This window comes from Cupriavidus sp. C3SS-1 (genome assembly GCF_057073755.1).
On the sequence record NZ_CP172700.1, the window covers coordinates 457529 to 476056 of the forward strand.

The window sequence follows — 18528 nt, forward strand, 5'->3', positions numbered from 1 at the left end:
CCTGTAGCTCAGGCCGCGTGTCCTGCGGCATGGCCTGAGGCGTGAACCTGCGGCCCTGGGGCAAAGCGCTCCAGCACATGGGCGGTCATGCCCCTGGCCAGTTCCTCCTCGCCATAGAAGACCGTGCCGATCTCTTCCTTGCGCAGCATGACGGACTCGTCCTCGTTGTGCGTGCGCAGGACGACCTCGATCGACGGATTGAGCGTGCGCGCGATGCCGGCCATCTGGCGCACATCGATCGGATCGGCAATCGCCACCACCAGCATCGCGGCGCGCGCGATATGGGCCTGGATCAGGACGGCGGGCTCGGCGGCATTGCCGGAGACCGCCGCGATGCCGCGATTGCGCAGGCTTTCCACCAGCTCCCGGTTCTGCTCCGCGACCACATACGGAATGCGGCGCGCCTGCAGCGCACTGGCAATGCGCCGGCCCACGCGGCCATAGCCGACCAGCACCACCTGGCCTTCCAGGTACTTGCGCTCGGTGCTCATCGGCAGTTCGGCGTAGGGGTCGCCGCGCTGCTCCAGGCCCCGGGCCAGTGCCGAGCGCTTGAGGATCCAGCGCCGGAACGGTTCGTTGACGGCGAACAGCACCGGGTTCAGCGCGATCGAGATCAGCGCGGCCGCCAGCACCAGGCTCATGCCCTCGGCCGGCAACAGCCCGAGCGACAGGCCCAGGCCGGCCAGGATGAAAGAGAACTCGCCGATCTGCGCAAGGCTGGCCGATACCGTCAGCGCGGTATTGAGCGGATAGCGGAAGGCCAGCACGAGCCCGAAGGCCGCGGCCGATTTGCCCAGGATGATGATCGCCACGGTGGCCAGCACGTGCAGCGGCTGCTCGATCAGGATCGCCGGCTTGAACAGCATGCCGACCGAGACGAAGAACAGCACCGAGAACGCGTCGCGCAGCGGCAGCGATTCCTGCGCCGCGCGGTGGCTGAACTCGGATTCGCGCATGACCATGCCCGCGAAGAACGCGCCCAGTGCGAACGAGACGCTGAACAGCTGCGCCGCGCCATAGGCGATGCCGATGGCGGCGGCGATGACCGACAGCGTGAACAGCTCGCGCGAGCCGGTGCGCGCCACCAGCCACAGGAACCACGGCAGCACTCTTCGGCCTGCTACCAGCATCAGCGCGATGAAGGCGCCCACCTGCAGCAGCGTCATCGCGATGGTGGTCCATAGCGATGTGGCCTCGGCCGCTTCGGTGCCCGTCGATCCGCCGAGAATCCCGGCCAACGGCGGCAGCAGCACCAGCACCAGCACCGTGGCCAGGTCTTCGACCACCAGCCAGCCCACGGCGATGCGGCCGTTCATGCTTTCGAGCACGCCACGCGTCTCCAGCGCCTTGAGCAGCACCACCGTGCTGGCGCACGACAGCGAGAGCCCGAAGATCAGCCCGCTGCCCCAATGCCAGTCCCACAGCCACGCCACGCCCGCGCCGAGCGCCGTCGCCAGTGCCATCTGCACGACCGCGCCGGGCACGGCGATGCGCTTGACCGCCAGCAGGTCTTTCAGCGAAAAATGCAGCCCCACGCCGAACATCAGCAGCATCACGCCGATCTCGGAAAGCTGGGACGCCAGATGGACGTCGGCGACGAAGCCCGGCGTGCCCGGGCCGATGATGATGCCGGCGACCAGGTAGCCGACCAGCGCCGGCACCTTGAATCGCTCGGCCAGGTAGCCAAGGACCAGGGCGATGCCGAAGCCGGCGGCAAGCGTGGTGATAAGAGGTATGTTGTGTTCCATGCAGGACGAATGGGAGCGGCGGATTGAAAACGGCAGCGGTCCTGCGGCGGGCCCGGCAGTCCCTTGCCATTCAGGCAACGGTGAGTCTGCCGTGCGCCGGCAGACATACCAGGCCCCCTCATGATAACGGCATCCGGCGGCAAACCTGTCGAACGGGCTCGCGCGGAGCGCTTGGGAATGACCTGGAACGGCTCGGCAGCGGGACCGCTGCGTGTGGCGCAGGCAAACGGTGCGTTCGGAAATTGCAGATGGTGCGCCGCACGGTTAGCGGCGATGATGCTGCCCGAAACGACCGACTTGCGACCGACTCCCGACCGACCTCCGACCCACCATGCGCGCCCACCTGCAGTCACACTCGCACGTCAGCCTGCAGCGCCTGTTCCTGGCGTTTCCGCTGACGGTCGTGCCCACGCAGGGCAGGTCGGTCATCCGGCGGCGCGGCTACGAGCGCCTGCTGATGCCTGGGCAGGAAGTCACGATCGAGCCGTTTGAAACCATCGACATGCACCTGGATGGCAGCGGTGCGCAGCCGTCGTCCTGCACCTTCGAGATCCGGCGCGGCATGCCCGGCGCACCGCGGGACGCCCTCCATCAACGGATCTCGCGCCGCGTGTTTCTCCAGCCCCAATATGCGTGGAGCGCCGGATTTATCGCGGAGCGGCTCGACATGCCCGCGGCGCAGCTGCGCCGCCTGTTGTTCTCGCAAGGCACGGCGCTGACGGACCTTTGCCGCACGCAACGGCTGATGCGCCTGCTGTTCGAAGCCTTGACCGGCGACGTCGCCATGGCGGACCTGAAGCGCTTTGTCGGCTGGCCTGCGGCCGGCGATGTGGAATCCGCGTTCTATGACCGCTTCGGCGTCTCCTTGCAGATGGCGCGGCGGCTGGCGAGCCACCCGTCGCGCGCACTGCGGCGCTCGATCGCCTGAGCCGTTTTCCGCGCCCGGAGCCGCGGCCTTCGACCGTGTTTCGCGTCCTTTGGAATAATGGAGTCCGGCGACGCAGGGCCGGCCGGCCCGTCATGCGTTGCACTTCAACGGCATCGACTAGGGAGCAGCGCAGACATGGCCAAGCGTGAACATCACTATCGTGTGTCGGTCGAATGGACCGGCAACAAGGGAAGCGGGACGTCGGGCTACCGGGCTTATGCACGCGACTACATGATCCGCTCGGGGGCCAAGCCAGCCATTCCCGGCTCGTCGGACCCGGCGTTCCTGGGCGACGCGGCACGCTGGAATCCCGAGGACCTGCTGGTGGCGTCGGTGTCGGCATGCCACAAGCTCTGGTACCTGCACCTGTGCGCCGACGCGGGCATCGCCGTGCTGGCGTATGCGGATGAAGCGCATGGCACGATGGTCGAGGGCGAGCGCAGCCAGTTCACGCAGATCGTGCTGCGGCCGCGCGTCGCCATCCGCGCGTCGGATGATCCCGAACGGGCGAAGCAGCTGCACCATGCCGCACACGAGCAATGCTTCATTGCCAATTCGGTCAATTTTCCGATCCTGTGCGAGCCGACCATCGAGCAGGTTGGCGCTTAGGAAACAAGGCAGGTGGATACCGCTGTTCGGGCCGCGCTGACGTTTCGCGCGGCTGTTGGCCGCGGCCCACCAGATGGCCTCCACGCAAGGCCGTAGCGCGCACCTGAAGACCCGTGCCTTCCGTGGCACGGCATCTGCATAGTTCCGGTCGAACGTCGTTTCCGCCGTTCGCTTTCCATGACTACAGGAGATTCCCATGTCCACGCTACTGATCGAAAACCTGCCGTGCACCCGCGAACTGGACCTCGGCGCACGTGCCGCCATCCGCGGCGGCTATAACGATATGCGGTCCATTGCGGTCGGGGAGCCTGACCCCAGCGGACACATGCCAATGCCGCCGATGCCCGCGATGCCGCCATTGCCATCGTTCCCCCCGATGCCGCCGATGCCGGCACTGCCCGAATTTCCGCCGGGATTCCCGTTCCAGCCGAAAGGCCCGCCGAAGGTCGTGCCGCTGTAACTGGCGCGCCCCTTCGGGCACCGAACCATCGTCCCGCCTCAGCGCCGGTCTACGTCAAGGACGGCCTGCGCAAAGGCGGCAGACGCTTCCTGCGGCAGGTTGTGGCCGATGCCGCCGGTCAGTTCGCGGTGCTCATAGCGGCCGGTGAACTTGCTGGCATAGGCGCTGGGCTCGGGATGGGGCGCGCCGTTGGCATCGCCTTCCATGGTGATGGTCGGCACGAGGATGGCCGGCGCCGTGGCCAGCTTCTTCTCGATGTCATCGAACCGCGCTTCGCCGCTGGCCAGCCCTTGCCGCCAGCGGTAGTTGTGGATGGTGATATCCACATGGTCGGGGTTGTCGAATGCGGCCGCGCTGCGCTCGAAAGTGGCGTCGTCGAAGTTCCATTGCGGCGATGCCAGCTTCCAGATCAGTTTGGCGAACCGCCGCGTGTACTTGCGGTAGCCGGCCGCGCCGCGGTCCGTGGCGAAGTAGAACTGGTACCACCATTGCAGTTCGGCCTCGGGCGGCAGCGGCTGCGTGCCGGCGGCCTGGCTGCCGATCAGGTAGCCGCTCACCGACACCAGTCCGCGGCATCGCTGCGGCCACAGCGCTGCCATGATATCTGCGGTGCGCGCGCCCCAGTCGAAGCCGGCCACCACGGCGTGGCGGATGGCGAGCGCATCCATCAGCGCGATCATGTCGGCGGCGATGGCCGAAGGCTGGCCATTGCGCTTGGTGTCCGCCGACAGGAAGGTGGTAGAGCCATTGCCGCGCAGGAAGGGGACGATCACGCGATAGCCGCGCGCCGCCAGCAGCGGCGCCACGTCGACAAAGCTATGGATATCGTAGGGCCAGCCATGCAGCAGCAGCGCGACCGGCCCGTCGGCCGGGCCGGCCTCGGCGTAGCCGACGTTCAGCACGCCGGCGTTGACCTGCCGGATTGGTGCGAAGCCCGTATGCGTACCAGGCCTGGTCCGGGGCAGGGGTGCCGCCTTCGCTACGCTGGCCTGTGCCCGGGCGGCTTGCGAGAGGCCCAGTTGCGCCGCGGCCAGCGTTGCCGCCGCGACGCCCAGAAAGCCCCGGCGGGGCACATCGATTCGTTCCGACATCTGTTTCTCCTGTGTGCTTGATCAACCTGAGCACGAGTCTAGGAGGCCGCTCCAGGCGGCATGTGTCGGGAATCCCGGGGCTTTGTATCGCTGTGTATAAGCGCGTGCCGGGCCAATATGCCGATACAAGAAATCCGCCTGAAGTGGCGGATTCCGCGGTGTTGCTACTTCTGCCCCGTGGCGGCGCGCCAGCGTGTCACGAACTCGCGATAGGCCGCGATATCGAGATGACGCGTCAGGTCGGCGTCGTTCAGGATCGGCCGCATGCTGGTGCCGAGTTGCGTCACCAGCCGGGCGGCGGTGGTGTCGCCGCCGACATCGCTGCGCACGGCGTACAGTCCGGCGCGCTGCGCCATCAGGCTCTGGCCACGCCGCGACAGCGTGTAGTCGATCCACAAGCGCGCCGCGTTCGGGTGGCGCGCGCGCTGGCTGATCAGCTGGATGCGTGACAGCACCAGCGTGTAGTCAGTCAGGAAGGCGACGCCGATGGCCGGATTGTTCCGCGCCTGGCCAAGCGCGTACGCGCCAAGCACGTTGTAGGCGAGCGCCATGCTGCCATTGGCGACCTGGCGCAGCATGGCGGCGCTGGTGGACACATAGCGGGTGTCGAGCTTGCCCAGTGCCGTGGCGATGTCCCACAAGACCGGCCCCGCCCCGGCATCCTGCGTGGCCAGCAGGAACCCGAGGCCGGATTTCTCGATGTCATAGGTGATGACCTTGCGGCGCAGCTGGCCGGCCTGTGTCGCCATCAGCTTTGCCAGGTCGGCGTGCGTGCGTGGTACCTGGGCGGGGCGGAGCAGCTTCCGGTTGTAGGCGATCGCCACCGGGTCGATGCTGGTGGCCCAGCCCTGATCCTGCCAGCGGGCCCAGGCGGGCAGGGCGGATGCCTCCGGCGAGGCGTAGGTCATGGCATAGCCGCGCCTGACCAGGCTGGCCTGCAGGTCCATCGCCGAACTCCACAGCACGTCGGCGGACTCGGTCCCGAGCTGGGTCTCGGCCAGGTAACGGTGATACAGCTCGGTGCTGGTCAGGTCGTCGTACTCGACCCGGACGCGGGGATACATCAACTGGAAATCCGCCAGCAGCGGCCTCACCACGTCGGCGTCCGTGGTCGCGTAGATCACCAGCCGGCCTTCGTCCTCGGCCGCTCCGACCATGCCGGCATAGGCGGGGTCGTAGCCGGGCGGCGCCTTGGCCCGTGGCGCGTAGTCCAGCAATTCATTGGCGTTCTGCGCGGACGATGCCAGCGGCCAGCCCAGCGCCAGCCCGAGCAGGGCGCGTCGGCGGGCGAGCCGTGAGGTGCGGTGATTTTGCATGGCAGTGCCTCAGGTCCGGCCCATGAACGGGATCACGCCGAAGACAATGCACGCGGCCAGCATCACCACCGCCGCCGACAGTGCCCACAACAGCGTAAAGCGCTGATGGTCGCCGAACTCGACCTCCGCCAGGCCGACCAGCAGGTAGGTCGACGCCACCAGCGGGCTGAGCAGGTGGACCTGCTGGCCGATCAGCGAAGCGCGGCCCAGTTCCGCCGCGGTAATGCCGTGCACGGCACCGGCCTTGGCGAGGATCGGCAGGATGCCGAAGTAGAAGGCATCGTTGGAGATGAAGAACGTGAACGGCACGCTCAGCACCGCCGTCACCACCGCGAGGTACGGCTCCAGCCAGTTGGGCAGGCCGGCAATCACGCTGGCGGCGATGGCATCCACCATCTTCGTGCCCGACAGGATGCCCACGAAAATGCCCGCGGCGAAAATCAGCGAAACGACCGGGACGATATTGCCGGCATGCGCAGAGAGCCGTTCCTTCTGGTGCTGCATATTGGGGTAGTTGACCATCAGGGCGATGGCCGAGGCCACCATGAACAGCACCTGCAGCGGGATCGCGCCGTGAATCAGCAGTGCCATCAGGGCTACCGTCAGCGCAAGGTTGAACCACAGCAGCCGCGGCCGCGCGGTCGCCGGGTCGCTGGCTGTGACTGCCGGGCCACCGTCGGCCGGCCGGTCGGCTTGCTGCAAGGCAATGGCGCCAAGCCGCTTCTTTTCCCGGCGCCCCAGCAGGCCCGCGACGAACAGGCCCCAGACACCGGTGACGATCATCGGCAGGATCATCGGCACGAACAGCTGGCCCACGTCCACGCCCAGCGAACTGGCCGCGCGCGCGGTCGGGCCGCCCCACGGCAGGATGTTCATGAGCCCGCCCGCCATCATGATGACGCAGGCCAGCACCAGGCGGCTCAGGCCCAGGCGCTTGTACAGCGGCAGCATGGCGGCGCACGTAATCATGTAGGTGGTGGAGCCGTCGCCGTCGAGCGAGACCACCGTCGCCAGCACGAACGTTCCCATCACGATCTTGGTCGGATCATTGCCGACCAGCCGGAGGATGACTCGCACGGCCGGGTCGAACAGGCCGGCATCGATCATGATCCCGAAGAACAGGATCGCGAACATCAGCATGACGCCGGTCGGGGCGAGCTTCTTGATGCCTTCCAGCATCATCGGCCCCAACTCGAGGCCGAAGCCCGCCAGCAGCCCGAAGACGATCGGCACCAGGATCAGCGCAACCATCGCCGACAGGCGCTTGGTCATGATCAGCGCCATGAAGACGATGATCATCGTATAGGCGATGGCGGTCAGCATGGGCGATTCTCAGGCGCTGCGTAGTTCGCGACCCGGCAGGCCGATGCGGCGGTGCGCGCAGCATCGGGCTTTCGCTCGCCGGGGTGGCGGGCGGCAAGAATCGTGCATCGCATCGCGGGCTGCGACGCCTCGGTGAGGCAGCATATGTTGCGCGAAAGGCCCGCGCGAAGCGGTGCTGTGTGCTCTACCGCACGCGACGCGACGAACCCGACTTGTCGTGAGCGCTGTGCTTTGTCAACCATGCCGGCGATGCGCATGACAGTTGTCTCCTATGACCAATGCCCATGGCGGGCTATGGGACGGCGATGCTAGACATCCAAGCTGTCATTTCGCCGTCACGCGGGCCTAGGGTTATCCCGATGCGGTGGTGCCGTTAGCGGGGCGTTCCGCGCCTTGCCCACGGGCAGGGCGGGTTACCAGGAGTGGTATACCCTAGTATCCATCTGCTTGTATATACAATAACGTACAACCATAGATAAGCACCCCTGCCGATGCCAAGCGGTATGACCCCGCCGATGCCCGGCGCCACCCAGTGAATCTGAACATGTCCCTTCAAGCAAACCAGTCGGCTACCGCCCTGCACCTGCAACCCGGCGAGCTGACGCTCGCGCAATTGCGCGCCGTCCACCAGCATCCCGTCAGGATCACGCTCGACGAGCGCGCCTTCTCGGCGATCGACCGCAGCGTGGCGTGCGTGGAAAGCGTGATCTCCGAGGGCCGCACGGCCTATGGCATCAACACCGGCTTCGGCCTGCTGGCGCAGACGCGCATTGCACGGGATGACCTGGAGAGCCTGCAGCGCTCGCTGGTGCTCTCGCACGCGGCCGGCGTCGGCGAGCCGATCGATGACGCGCTGGCGCGCCTGATCATGGTGCTGAAGATCAATAGCCTGGCGCGCGGCTTGTCCGGTATCCGCCGCAAGGTAATCCACGCGCTGATCGCGCTGGTTAACGCCGAGGTGTACCCCTGCATTCCGCTAAAAGGCTCGGTCGGTGCCTCGGGCGACCTGGCGCCGCTGGCCCATATGTCGCTGCTGCTGCTCGGCGAAGGCCAGGCACGCCATCGCGGACAGTGGCTGCCCGCGCGTGAAGCGCTGGCGCTGGCCGACCTGCAACCGCTCACGCTCGCCGCCAAGGAAGGGCTGGCCTTGCTCAACGGCACGCAAGTGTCCACCGCCTACGCACTGCAGGGCTTGTTCCAGGCGGAAGACTTGTTTGCCGCGGCGAGTGTCTGCGGGGCGCTGACCGTCGAAGCGTCGCTCGGCTCGCGTGCGCCGTTCGATCCCCGAATCCACGCGGCGCGTGGTCAGCGCGGCCAGATCGACTCGGCCGCGATCTACCGCGACCTGCTGGGCCCCACGAGCGAGATCGGCCAATCCCATGCGGGCTGCGAAAAGGTCCAGGATCCCTATTCGCTGCGCTGCCAGCCGCAGGTGATGGGCGCCTGCCTGACGCAGATCCGCAATGCGGCGGATGTCCTCGCCGTCGAAGCAAACTCCGTCTCCGACAATCCGCTGGTGTTTGCCGAGGAAGGGGACATCATTTCCGGCGGCAATTTCCACGCGGAGCCGGTGGCCATGGCGGCGGACAACCTCGCGCTGGCCCTGGCCGAAATCGGCGCACTGAGCGAGCGGCGCATCTCGCTGATGATGGACAAGCATATGTCGCAGCTGCCGGCGTTCCTCGTCGCCAATGGCGGCGTCAACTCCGGCTTCATGATCGCGCAGGTCACGGCCGCCGCGCTGGCGTCGGATAACAAGGCGCTCGCCCATCCGGCCAGCGTCGACAGCCTGCCGACCTCCGCGAACCAGGAGGACCACGTGTCGATGGCCCCCAACGCCGGAAAGCGTCTTTGGGAAATGGCCGACAACGTGAAGGGCATCGTCGCCATCGAATGGCTCGCGGCGTGCCAGGGTCTCGATTTCCGCGAAGGCGCGAAGACCTCCGAGACGCTCGAACGCGCGCGCGGCCTGCTGCGCCAGTCGGTGCCGTTCTACGACAAGGACCGCTACTTCGCGCCGGACATCGAAAGCGCCAGCGCACTGATCGCCGGCCGTCACCTCACGGGCATGCTGTCCGCGGGCATGCTGCCCAGCCTCTAAGGCAAAACACCTGCACCGGCGCGGAACGGGCGAAGCCCCGCGCGCCATGGGAGCAGCGGCTCCCATTCCGATATCTTCCTGGAGACAGCTTGAAAAAACTGCAACGCAACCTGAGCGCGCGGCATGTCCGCTTCCTTGCGCTCGGCTCGGCCATTGGCACGGGCCTGTTCTACGGCTCGGCATCCGCCATCCAGCTTGCCGGACCGGCCGTCATCCTGGCCTACATCCTGGGCGGCGCGGCCGTCTACATGGTCATGCGCGCGCTCGGCGAGATGGCGGTTCGCGAGCCGGTGTCCGGCTCGTTCGGCCGGTATGCCAGCGAGTACCTCGGGCCGCTCGCGGGGTTCCTGACCGGATGGACCTATATCCTCGAAATGATCATCGTCTGCCTGGCGGACGTGACGGCATTCGGCATCTACATGGGATTCTGGTTTCCGGAGGTGCCGCAATGGATCTGGGTGCTCGGCATCGTCATGCTGATCTGCGGCCTGAACCTGTGCAACGTGAAGGTGTTCGGGGAACTCGAATTCTGGCTGGCGCTGGTGAAGATCCTCGCTATCGGCGCCATGATCATTGGCGGCACCCTGATCCTGTTCCTCGGCGTCAAGATGAACGGCGAACACTCGCCGGGGTTGACCAACCTGTGGGCCCATGGAGGCTTTCTGCCGCACGGTGCCGGGGGACTGATCGCGTCGCTGGCGGTGGTGATGTTTGCGTACGGCGGCATCGAGATCATCGGCATCACCGGCGGTGAAGCGAAGCATCCGGAGAAGGTCATTCCAAGGGCCATCAACGCCGTGCCGGCGCGGATCCTGCTGTTCTACGTGCTGACCATGACCGTATTGATGGCGATCTTTCCGTGGACCGGCATTGGCGGCCAGGGCAGCCCGTTCGTGCAGATCTTCTCCGGGCTGGGCATCCAGTCTGCCGCGGCGATCCTCAACGTCATCGTGATTTCCGCCGCCATCTCGGCCATCAACAGCAACATCTTCGGTGCCGGACGGATGATGTTCGGCATGGCGGAGCAAGGCCACGCACCGCGTCTTTTCGGCACCACCTCGCGTCACGGTGTGCCGTGGGTGACGGTGCTGGCGATGGCGGCCGCGCTGCTCGGCGGCGTGGTGCTGAACTACCTGATTCCCGAGCAGGTGTTCGTGATCATTGCATCGATCGCGACCTTCGCCACGGTATGGGTGTGGCTCATGATCCTTCTGTCGCAGGTTGCCATGCGCCGTCGCCTGTCGGCCGAGGAAGTCCGCGCCCTCAAGTTCAAGGTGCCGCTGTGGCCGGCCGGACCGGCGCTGGCGATTGCCTTCATGCTGTTCGTCATCGGCGTGCTGGGGTATGTCGAAGACACGCGCGTGGCGCTGTATGTCGGCGCGGGCTGGGTGGCGCTGCTGTCGCTCGCGTGGTACCTGCGGGGCAAGCCAGAGGGCGACCGGATCCTCGCCGGCGAGACCCGCGCGTCGTGATGCTGGTCTTGCCAGGCGTGACGCGGTTCGAGGCCTGGCAGTTCCGGCATGGGCGCCTGTCCGCTACATCGAGGCCTTGAGCCGCCAGCATGTATTGACACCCGATACGCGATGCCACTACATTGCGCGGCGCAGGCAGCGCTTATCCCTACGGAATGAAGCCTGGAACGGTCGCCTGGATCGTCTCAGGCTTTTTTTGCGATTCTCCCCATGCGATTTACCGGCAAGCTCAAATCCTGGAATGACGATCGCGGCTTTGGCTTCATTGCGCCCGCCGCCCCTGGCCGCGAAGTCTTCGTTCACATCAGTGCATTTCCCCGGGACGGCTTGCGGCCAACAGTCGGAGAGTCGCTGGACTATGAGGTCGGCGCCGGCAAGGACGGCAAGCCCGCGGCGATCCGGGTGTATCGGAAGGTAGTGGGACAAGGCTTGAAGCGGCCGCATAAACTGGTACAACAGGTACGGAGTCGCCGCTCATTCACGCCCCGGCTGACCGCGCTGTTGTTGGCAGTCGCGATTGGCGCCTACGCCTACTCTACCTATAGCCGGCATGCACGCAGCAAGGAATGGCGGGTTGCCGAGGCGGCTGCGCCTGCCGATACGGGCGAGGTGGCACAAGTTCATTTCCACTGTGACGGCCGAACCCATTGCTCGCAGATGACGTCGTGTAGCGAAGCAAAATTCTTTCTGAAGAACTGTCCCGATACCAAGATGGACGGCAACCATGATGGGGTGCCTTGCGAGCAGCAGTGGTGTACGGCGCCGTGGTCGAAGTAGCACCACAGAATGCAGCTAGAGGCTATGGGTGAAGCTTTTCGCCACGGTTCAGCATGTCGATGAATTGAGAAATTTTCCTTGCGCGCGTTTCGGCCTTCTTTACGTTCTGGATCCTGAACAGGATGGCATACCGGTTCTGGCTACTCAGGGTAGCGAAGAACTGCTTTGCCTTCGGGTTGGCGTCGAGGGCCTGCCGCAGATCATCGGGCAAGCTCGCCGTGCTGGCGGATGCATAGGCGGCCTCCCAACTTCCGTCGCGCCTGGCTCGATCGATTGCGCGAAGCCCTGCGGGGCGCATCCTCCCGGCGGAAATCAAGGCCTCGGCTTTTGCCTTGTTGATCCTGGACCAGATGCTTCTGGCGGTTCGGGGCGTAAATCGTTGTAACCAGTAGTGCTCGCTGTCAGCCTGCTTCTGCCCATCGATCCAACCGTAGCAAAGCGCGCTCTCAAGTGCCTGGGCATAAGAAACGGTGGACCGTTCGGCAGATCGCTTTGCAATGCGCAGCCAGACACCGGGCACAGCCTCTGCGTTGGCTTCGAGCCAGGCTTCCCAGGCTTCCTGATTGGCGAACGTGAGTGTTGGACCGTGCATCTCGCCAGGCTGATGGGTTTGAATCGCCGAGATTTCCGGAGAACTTCGACGGGTGCCCGGTCAGCTTACCTCACTGCACCCGGGAACCCTGCGGCCTGCACCGCGCAGAAGGAAAAACTTGATTGGGGCTTGACCCGCTTGGGGGATGCGCCCCTTGCCGGCAGCCCCGTACACTGGCCGCGTAGGCGCTGGATCTCCTCCTGTCTACAGGCCTTCAGCCCCTCGGAGCCACCCCGCGCCGAGGGGCTTTTCTCTGCTTGTCCGTGAACCTGTGGGAACGGGCAGATCCGGCCGGCCCGCAGGCATCAGGGCTTCGGCGGTTGTCCGAGCACTGGCGGCGCTGGCGGCGGCAGCGGGGTCGCCACAGGTTCGAGTCCGGTGCTGCCGACAATCGCGGCCGCCGCTGGCGAGGCCAGGAATCTGACGAAGCGCGAGGTGGCTGCTGTCTGGCGACCTGCAATCGTTCCGGCTGCGAAGAAGACTTTCTGTTGCAGGTCCTCGGGCAGCGGGCCAACGAAATCCAGTTCCTTGAACGGCAGCAATTCGCTTACCTGCTGAAAGCCGATGTCCGCGTCGCCGCGCGCGACCACGGTCCCGACGCGCTCGCTGTAGATCTTGTGGGCCTTGTCCTTGATCTTGTCCGCGACGCCGAGCCGGGGAAACAGCTCGTTGGAAAGATAGGTGCCGCTGGCGCTGGCGGAATAGGCGATCGATCTGGCGTTGAGCAGCGATTGCTTCACGGCTTCTGCAGTGCTGATATCCGGCTTTGGCGTCCCCTTGCGCACGGACATGCCGATCAGCGAGCGCGCCAGGTCGACCCGGCTCCCTCGCGCCACTTTGCCTTCCTCTACCAGCTTGTCGAGCCCTGAGTCCGCCAGGATCACCACATCGAATGTCTCGCCTCGCGCCAGCCGGCTGGGAATGGAATCGGGGGCATTGCCCATCGATGCACCGTACGCGGTGATGACGTGGTCCTGTGTGGCGGCCTCGTACAGCGGCACAAGTTTCTGGTAGGCGGCCGTGAAGCCGCCCGAAGTGATGACACGGATCTCATCCGCCCAGGCTGGACCTGCCAACCAGAGCAGCAGGAGCGGGATGGCGTGCCTGGCTGCAGACGTTGCGAATTTCATGCTGTCTCCCTCGACTGATGGCAGTGCGCTGCACCGCTCCTCAGTCTTCCTTCATGTTGGCGGCACGCGCGATCGGGCCGAGGCGGCCCTTTTCTGCTGCCAGGAATTTGGAAAAATCTGCCCGCGTTCCGCCCATTGGCTGAATGCCTTGCGGGATCAGGCGGGCGCGCAGTTCCGGGGACTTGAGGGCGGCGTCGATGGCCTTGTTCATCTTGTCGAGAATCGCCTCGGGGGTGCCGCGCGGAGCGAATACACCAGACCAGTGGCCGATGAAGATGCCGGAATAGCCGAGTTCGGTAGTGGTGGGCACATCGGGCATTGCGGCAATGCGCGTATTCCAGGTTGAAGCGATGGCCCGCAGCTTGCCGCCCTTTACCTGCGGAAGCACCACCACACTGGCTTCCGACGTTGCGTCCACCTGCTTGCCGACCACGGCCACCATGCCCTCCGACCCGCTCTTGTAGGGAATGATCTCGAGCTTGGCGCCGGTCGCCACTTTCAGCATCTCGGCAACGAAATGCGGCGTGCTACCGGTGCCCGCCGTAGCAAAGTTCAGGCTCTTGCTCCCTTTGCCGAGGGCGACCAGGCTCTTGAGGTCCTTGATCGGCGAGTCGGCTGGCACCACGATGATCGACGGACTGACTGCAAGCAAGGCCACCGGTACCAGGTCTTGCTCCTTGTACGGCAGGTGTGCCTTGATCATGGCGTTGGTGATGACCCCGGCCGCCGGCGCCAGGAACGTATAGCCGTCCGGGGCTGACTTGGCGACATAATCGGCACCCAGTACCGAGCCGGCGCCCGGCTTGTTCTCCACGATGATGGTCTGGCCAAGCTGCTTGGACGCCGCGTCGGCCACGGCGCGGGCAACCAGGTCGTTGGCACCGCCGGGACCGAACGGTACGACAAACTTCACGGGCTTCGCTGGCCAGGTCTCGGCGCTGGCGGTCACGGTACAGGCGGCAAGGGTCAGGGGGAGCAACAGCAAGCGAATTGCGAATTTCAAGGGGGGTCTCCGGGATTCGTGTTTTTGTGCGCTTCACGGCACGTCACGACGTCCCGCCTAGGCATTGCTAGCGTATTGCGTAACGACTAATCTGTGAATTGCAATGTTTTCAATAACTGATGCATGATACGCATTAATTTCGGTCTCGAGGACCTTCAGGCCTTTGTCGCCATCGCGGAAAAAGGCAGCTTTCGAATGGCCGCGGAGGCGCTTCATATTTCCCAGCCTGCGCTCAGCCGGCGTATCGAGAAGCTGGAGAGAACGCTCGGCTCGCGCCTGCTCGAGCGGACCACGCGCCGGGTGGAGACGACCCACATCGGACGGCAGTTCCTGGAGGAGGCCCGTGCAGCGCTGGCAATTCTTGACGGCGCGGTGCTGCGGCTCGGCGACGAGGTCTCTCTCCAGCGCGGGCTGGTGACTGTGGCGGCGATCCCGTCGGCAGCGCTGCACTTCCTGCCCGAGGCTATTCATCGGTTTGGCAACCAGCATCCGGGCGTGCGTGTGCACGTGATCGATGAAAACGCGAATGCAGTGCTGGCCAGCGTCATGTCGGGAGAGTCCGATTTTGGGATCAATTTCATGGGTGCGCAGGAACCCAACATCGAATTTCATGCTGTCCGCGCCGAGCCCTACCGGCTGGCGTTGCGGCGCGACCACCCATGGTCCGGACGAGACTGTATTGCCTGGGAAGAATTGGCGGGCCAACGAATGGTGAGCGTGTCGAAGCAAAGTGGCAATCGCAGCTTGATCGAGAACGCCATTGCCCACCTGGAACGACGACCCACCATACACTACGAAGCCAACCACGTTGTTGGCGTGCTGGCCCTGGTAGAGGCTGGGCTAGGGATGGCAGTGCTGCCGGGCATGGCGCTACCGCACGATCATCCCCGCCTTTGTGGCATTCCGCTGGTCGAACCCACCGTAGATCGGATCCTTGCGCTGATACGGCGCCGTGACAGGCCATTGCAGCCTGCTGCGCAGGCGTTGTATGGAACGCTGATATCGGGCGCCGCGCCGGGTTCTTGAGGCGGCCGGGATGATTTTTGCTAACGGCTGGCGGGTTTTTTTTGCCGGCCCACTGCTGACAGTCAAGCAGTCATGTTTCAGACCGTTTTGACTACAGCGTTCGAGGGCGCGCAGCGCCCTTACTGCCTTACGACGGCGTGCTCGCCGCTCCTTTTTAGCCACTGCATCATGCATCAGCAACGCGTGAGTGCCCGCTCAATCTACGCGCTTCGGTAGTGTCAAGACATAATCTTCACCAACGAGAATGTCGTTCAACGCGCGAAGAATCTCCTGCGCCTCGGCCAGATATACTGGGCGCTCGCGGAAGTCACTTTCACACGCGCCCGCGCGAGAGCCCCGATAACCGTCGTGCACGGCGAGAGCAGGGGTCCCGGGGGGTAACCCGGGAGAGTCGCTCATCTTCGCCCCTCGCCTATCGGGATCTATTGTGCAGGCTTATCACTGCGCGCCTTGATGTTGGCACGTAATGCGTCGCTCATCGGCATATTCAGATTCGCGCCGGCGGGAGGGATCGGCGATTCGAACCATTTCTTATACAGCCGCGCGAACTCGCCGGACTTCATCAACCGCGTGATAGTGCCGTCCACCAACTTCTTGAACTCGATGTCGTCCTTTCGAACCATGCAGGCATACGGCTCCACCTGGAGGGTATCGCCTACGATCTCGAGTGCGGAAGGATTGCCGGAGTTGGCTCGCAGGCCAAACAGCAACACATCATCGAGGGCAAGCGCCACGGCGCGGTCGTTCAATACCAGTTGCATGGCATCCGCATAGTCCTTGCCGGAGACGAGCTGGATATCCAAATTGTGGTCGGCGCTGTATTTGCCCAGCAGCTTCTCGTTGGTGCTACCAGCCGTGCTGGCCACCGTCTTCTTCGTGAGATCGGAGTAATTCGTAATGCCGGAGCCTTTTTTGGTCAGCAGGCGCGTTCCGGCGTAGAACACATTGATCGAAAACGCCACCTCTTTGCCCCGGGCACTGGTGTTGGTGGTGGATCCGCATTCCAGGTCATAGGTACCGTTTACCAACATCGGAATTCGGTTTTGCCCGGTCACGGGGACGTAGTCGACCTTAAGGTAAGGCTTCTTCAGCCGGCTGCGCACATCGTCAATGATCGCTTCCGTCAGATCGACCGAGAATCCGACTGCCTTGTGCGGCGCCAGCACATAGCTGAACGGCACGGCGGCCTCCCGATAGGAGACTGTGATCTTATTGCTTGACGCGATCTTTTCCAGCGTTTGAGCATAAAGATCTGAGGCGCCGAGCGGCAGTCCGGCAGCGATCAGTATAGCGGCGACTACGGGAGTGTTTTTCATTTTTAAGTTCTCCATCCAAGCGTCCGAACAGGCGGCCATTCTGGTCGCCGGCATGCTGATACGACTGTAGACGCCACCGCGATCGCGCAGTTGACCAACGTCAATGCGCGACGATCGGGGACGGTATCGTGGGTTGATATTTGTGATTGACACGGCACCGGCAGGTTCGAGCTTCAAGACGCCCTGACTTGGGGCCTGCAAATTCGGACGGCCGTACTCAATAACCAGCTCCGGTCTTACGTTGAACGATGGCGTCCATCCATTTCTCAAGCAGAGGGGCCGCGCCTTGCAGGTAGTAAGCCCACGATTTGGCGCGATCCCCTCGACGGCCTCCCTCACTCCCTGGAAGAGGTCCAGGCAAGGTCGTAATCAGTTCCTGCCCGAGGAAATCAGACCACCACAGTGACGAGGGTCGAGATTGACCGGAGTCAACGTAAACGGATCAACGGGCTATACAAGACGGGGTTGATCCATCGCCGCGCGCCTTGGAAGACCAAGGAATCGGTGGAACTGGCGACGCTCGAATGGGTGTCCTGGTTCAACAACCACAGTCTGATGGCGCCGTTGGGATATGTGCCGCCGGCCGAGTATGAGGTCAACTACTATCGGCAACTTGAGAGGCAGCCTATGGTGGCCTGACTCAAGCGAAGGGGCCTCCACCGAAACCGGGGCGGTTCACCTGTGCCTGCCACTGTTCCCGAATGCCGTGGCACTTGCGCAAGCAAAGCCGGACAGCGTGCGGCTCCTGACTGTGCGGGAACCCTGAATAGTCCCCTTGGACGATTTTCCGCCGCGCCGCCTTAATCCCCTTGGACGATGGCCCGTCGCGCCGCCGGTGCGAGCATCCCCGGACCTGATAGTCGGGAGATACTGCAAATGAGAATGCTGAAAGGCAAGGTGGCATTGGTCACCGGTGGCGGCCAGGGCGTTGGGCAGGGCATCGCCTATGCGCTCGCCGCAGAAGGCGCGCGGGTTGCAGTGGCGGGACGTACCCTAGCCACGCTGGAAGAAACCTGCGCGGAAATCCGGCGGCGCGGCGGCACCGCGCTGGCGGTCAAGTGCGACGTGATGAAGCAGGCGGACATTGACCGCTGCGTGGCCGAGGTGGTCGAGGCCCTGGGCGAGCTCAACATCCTGGTCAATAACGCCCACATTGTGCCGCTGGGGCGCATCCTCGAGGTCAGCGACGAAGCCTTCATGCAGGGCATCGACTCCGGGCCGATGGCTACCCTGCGCCTGATGCGTGCCTGCTATCCCCACCTCAAGGGCGGCGGCGCGGTGATCAACCTGGCCTCCTCCGCCGCCGTGCGCTGGGACGCCTCGGGCTACGGCCACTATGCCGCCACCAAGGAGGCGATCCGCGCCCTCAGCCGTGGCGCCGCCTGCGAATGGGGCGTGGACGGCATCCGCGTCAATGTCATCGCGCCCCATGCCCTCTCCCCCGGCCTGCGCGGCTGGATCGAGGGCAACCCGGAAGAGGCGCAAGCCTTCTTCAACAACATTCCGATGCGCCGGGTCGGCGATTGCGAAACCGACATCGGCCGCACCGTGGCCTTCCTGGTCAGCGACAACGCCCGCTACCTGACCGGTGCCACCATTCCGCTGGATGGCGGCCAGGCCTATTGGGGCTAATCGA

Annotated in this window: 16 protein-coding genes and 1 pseudogene; 9 read left to right on the plus strand and 8 right to left on the minus strand. The window is 64.6% G+C overall.

The features are described 5' to 3' along the window. Positions 1–8: 8 nt before the first annotated feature. Complete coding sequence (locus tag ACIGJC_RS18135) at positions 9–1748, minus strand: cation:proton antiporter domain-containing protein (RefSeq protein ID WP_483713459.1); 1740 nt, start codon at positions 1746–1748, stop codon at positions 9–11. A 331-nt stretch (positions 1749–2079) separates the two neighbouring features. Here ACIGJC_RS18135 and ACIGJC_RS18140 point away from each other — a divergent pair, with 331 nt between their 5' ends. From ACIGJC_RS18140 to ACIGJC_RS18150, 3 genes are all read left to right on the plus strand, one after another. Continuing rightward, positions 2080–2676, plus strand: a complete 597-nt coding sequence (locus ACIGJC_RS18140) for an AraC family transcriptional regulator (protein WP_483713460.1) — start codon at positions 2080–2082, stop codon at positions 2674–2676. 135 nt (positions 2677–2811) lie between these two features. Beyond that, complete coding sequence (locus ACIGJC_RS18145) at positions 2812–3285, plus strand: OsmC family protein (RefSeq protein WP_483713461.1); 474 nt, start codon at positions 2812–2814, stop codon at positions 3283–3285. A 196-nt stretch (positions 3286–3481) separates the two neighbouring features. Continuing rightward, complete coding sequence (locus tag ACIGJC_RS18150; RefSeq protein ID WP_483713462.1) at positions 3482–3745, plus strand: hypothetical protein; 264 nt, start codon at positions 3482–3484, stop codon at positions 3743–3745. Between the two features lie 38 nt (positions 3746–3783). Here ACIGJC_RS18150 and ACIGJC_RS18155 read toward each other — a convergent pair whose 3' ends face one another. The 3 genes from ACIGJC_RS18155 to ACIGJC_RS18165 form a co-directional block, all read right to left on the minus strand. After that, entirely contained in the window at positions 3784–4836 is a 1053-nt protein-coding gene (locus ACIGJC_RS18155) for an alpha/beta fold hydrolase (protein ID WP_483713463.1), read from the minus strand. Positions 4837–5000: 164 nt separating this feature from the next. Next, the gene (locus tag ACIGJC_RS18160; protein ID WP_483713464.1) at positions 5001–6152 is read right to left on the minus strand and encodes an ABC transporter substrate-binding protein; all 1152 of its coding nucleotides are present in this window, start codon (positions 6150–6152) and stop codon (positions 5001–5003) included. A 9-nt stretch (positions 6153–6161) separates the two neighbouring features. Further along, positions 6162–7475, minus strand: a complete 1314-nt coding sequence (locus ACIGJC_RS18165; protein ID WP_483713465.1) for a CitMHS family transporter — start codon at positions 7473–7475, stop codon at positions 6162–6164. A 544-nt stretch (positions 7476–8019) separates the two neighbouring features. Here ACIGJC_RS18165 and hutH point away from each other — a divergent pair. From hutH to ACIGJC_RS18180, 3 genes are all read left to right on the plus strand, one after another. After that, complete coding sequence (gene hutH / locus ACIGJC_RS18170) at positions 8020–9576, plus strand: histidine ammonia-lyase (protein WP_483713466.1); 1557 nt, start codon at positions 8020–8022, stop codon at positions 9574–9576. Between the two features lie 89 nt (positions 9577–9665). Next, positions 9666–11048 carry an amino acid permease gene (locus ACIGJC_RS18175; protein ID WP_483713467.1) on the plus strand — a complete coding sequence of 461 codons (1383 nt, stop codon included), beginning with the start codon at positions 9666–9668 and terminating at the stop codon, positions 11046–11048. 210 nt (positions 11049–11258) lie between these two features. Beyond that, entirely contained in the window at positions 11259–11825 is a 567-nt protein-coding gene (locus ACIGJC_RS18180) for a cold shock domain-containing protein (protein ID WP_483713469.1), read from the plus strand. Positions 11826–11847: 22 nt separating this feature from the next. On the opposite strand, the gene ACIGJC_RS18185 is transcribed toward ACIGJC_RS18180, so the two are convergent. The 3 genes from ACIGJC_RS18185 to ACIGJC_RS18195 all read right to left on the minus strand — a co-directional run bounded on the left by ACIGJC_RS18185 (position 11848) and on the right by ACIGJC_RS18195 (position 14550). Next, entirely contained in the window at positions 11848–12417 is a 570-nt protein-coding gene (locus ACIGJC_RS18185; RefSeq protein WP_483713470.1) for a YdeI/OmpD-associated family protein, read from the minus strand. Positions 12418–12722: 305 nt separating this feature from the next. After that, on the minus strand, positions 12723–13547 hold the full coding sequence (locus tag ACIGJC_RS18190) for a substrate-binding domain-containing protein (protein ID WP_483713471.1): 825 nt from the start codon (positions 13545–13547) through the stop codon (positions 12723–12725). 40 nt (positions 13548–13587) lie between these two features. Further along, positions 13588–14550: a Bug family tripartite tricarboxylate transporter substrate binding protein gene (locus ACIGJC_RS18195; RefSeq protein ID WP_483713472.1), complete on the minus strand. Its 963-nt coding sequence runs from the start codon at positions 14548–14550 to the stop codon at positions 13588–13590. Positions 14551–14673: 123 nt separating this feature from the next. On the opposite strand from ACIGJC_RS18195, the gene ACIGJC_RS18200 reads away from it, so the two are divergent. After that, the gene (locus ACIGJC_RS18200) at positions 14674–15576 is read left to right on the plus strand and encodes a LysR family transcriptional regulator (protein WP_483713473.1); all 903 of its coding nucleotides are present in this window, start codon (positions 14674–14676) and stop codon (positions 15574–15576) included. Between the two features lie 422 nt (positions 15577–15998). On the opposite strand, the gene ACIGJC_RS18205 is transcribed toward ACIGJC_RS18200, so the two are convergent. Then, entirely contained in the window at positions 15999–16892 is an 894-nt protein-coding gene (locus tag ACIGJC_RS18205; RefSeq protein WP_483713474.1) for a transporter substrate-binding domain-containing protein, read from the minus strand. 438 nt (positions 16893–17330) lie between these two features. Here ACIGJC_RS18205 and ACIGJC_RS18210 point away from each other — a divergent pair. Together ACIGJC_RS18210 and ACIGJC_RS18215 are read left to right on the plus strand one after the other, a co-directional pair. Beyond that, positions 17331–17531, plus strand: a pseudogene (locus ACIGJC_RS18210) (IS3 family transposase); the annotation flags it as partial. Positions 17532–17768: 237 nt separating this feature from the next. Next, positions 17769–18524 carry an SDR family NAD(P)-dependent oxidoreductase gene (locus ACIGJC_RS18215; protein WP_483713475.1) on the plus strand — a complete coding sequence of 252 codons (756 nt, stop codon included), beginning with the start codon at positions 17769–17771 and terminating at the stop codon, positions 18522–18524. Positions 18525–18528: the final 4 nt, after the last annotated feature.

Excerpts from the sequence above, each read along its gene's own strand:
- ACIGJC_RS18145 (WP_483713461.1), top strand. The coding sequence starts at position 2,812 with ATGGCCAAGCGTGAACATCACTATCGTGTGTCGGTCGAATGGACCGGC.
- ACIGJC_RS18140 (WP_483713460.1), top strand. The coding sequence starts at position 2,080 with ATGCGCGCCCACCTGCAGTCACACTCGCACGTCAGCCTGCAGCGCCTG.
- ACIGJC_RS18180 (WP_483713469.1), top strand. The coding sequence starts at position 11,259 with ATGCGATTTACCGGCAAGCTCAAATCCTGGAATGACGATCGCGGCTTT.
- hutH (WP_483713466.1), top strand. The coding sequence starts at position 8,020 with ATGTCCCTTCAAGCAAACCAGTCGGCTACCGCCCTGCACCTGCAACCC.
- ACIGJC_RS18185 (WP_483713470.1), bottom strand. The coding sequence starts at position 12,417 with ATGCACGGTCCAACACTCACGTTCGCCAATCAGGAAGCCTGGGAAGCC.
- ACIGJC_RS18135 (WP_483713459.1), bottom strand. The coding sequence starts at position 1,748 with ATGGAACACAACATACCTCTTATCACCACGCTTGCCGCCGGCTTCGGC.
- ACIGJC_RS18155 (WP_483713463.1), bottom strand. The coding sequence starts at position 4,836 with ATGTCGGAACGAATCGATGTGCCCCGCCGGGGCTTTCTGGGCGTCGCG.
- ACIGJC_RS18190 (WP_483713471.1), bottom strand. The coding sequence starts at position 13,547 with ATGAAATTCGCAACGTCTGCAGCCAGGCACGCCATCCCGCTCCTGCTG.
- ACIGJC_RS18160 (WP_483713464.1), bottom strand. The coding sequence starts at position 6,152 with ATGCAAAATCACCGCACCTCACGGCTCGCCCGCCGACGCGCCCTGCTC.
- ACIGJC_RS18165 (WP_483713465.1), bottom strand. The coding sequence starts at position 7,475 with ATGCTGACCGCCATCGCCTATACGATGATCATCGTCTTCATGGCGCTG.
- ACIGJC_RS18205 (WP_483713474.1), bottom strand. The coding sequence starts at position 16,892 with ATGAAAAACACTCCCGTAGTCGCCGCTATACTGATCGCTGCCGGACTG.
- ACIGJC_RS18150 (WP_483713462.1), top strand. The coding sequence starts at position 3,482 with ATGTCCACGCTACTGATCGAAAACCTGCCGTGCACCCGCGAACTGGAC.
- ACIGJC_RS18215 (WP_483713475.1), top strand. The coding sequence starts at position 17,769 with ATGAGAATGCTGAAAGGCAAGGTGGCATTGGTCACCGGTGGCGGCCAG.
- ACIGJC_RS18200 (WP_483713473.1), top strand. The coding sequence starts at position 14,674 with ATGATACGCATTAATTTCGGTCTCGAGGACCTTCAGGCCTTTGTCGCC.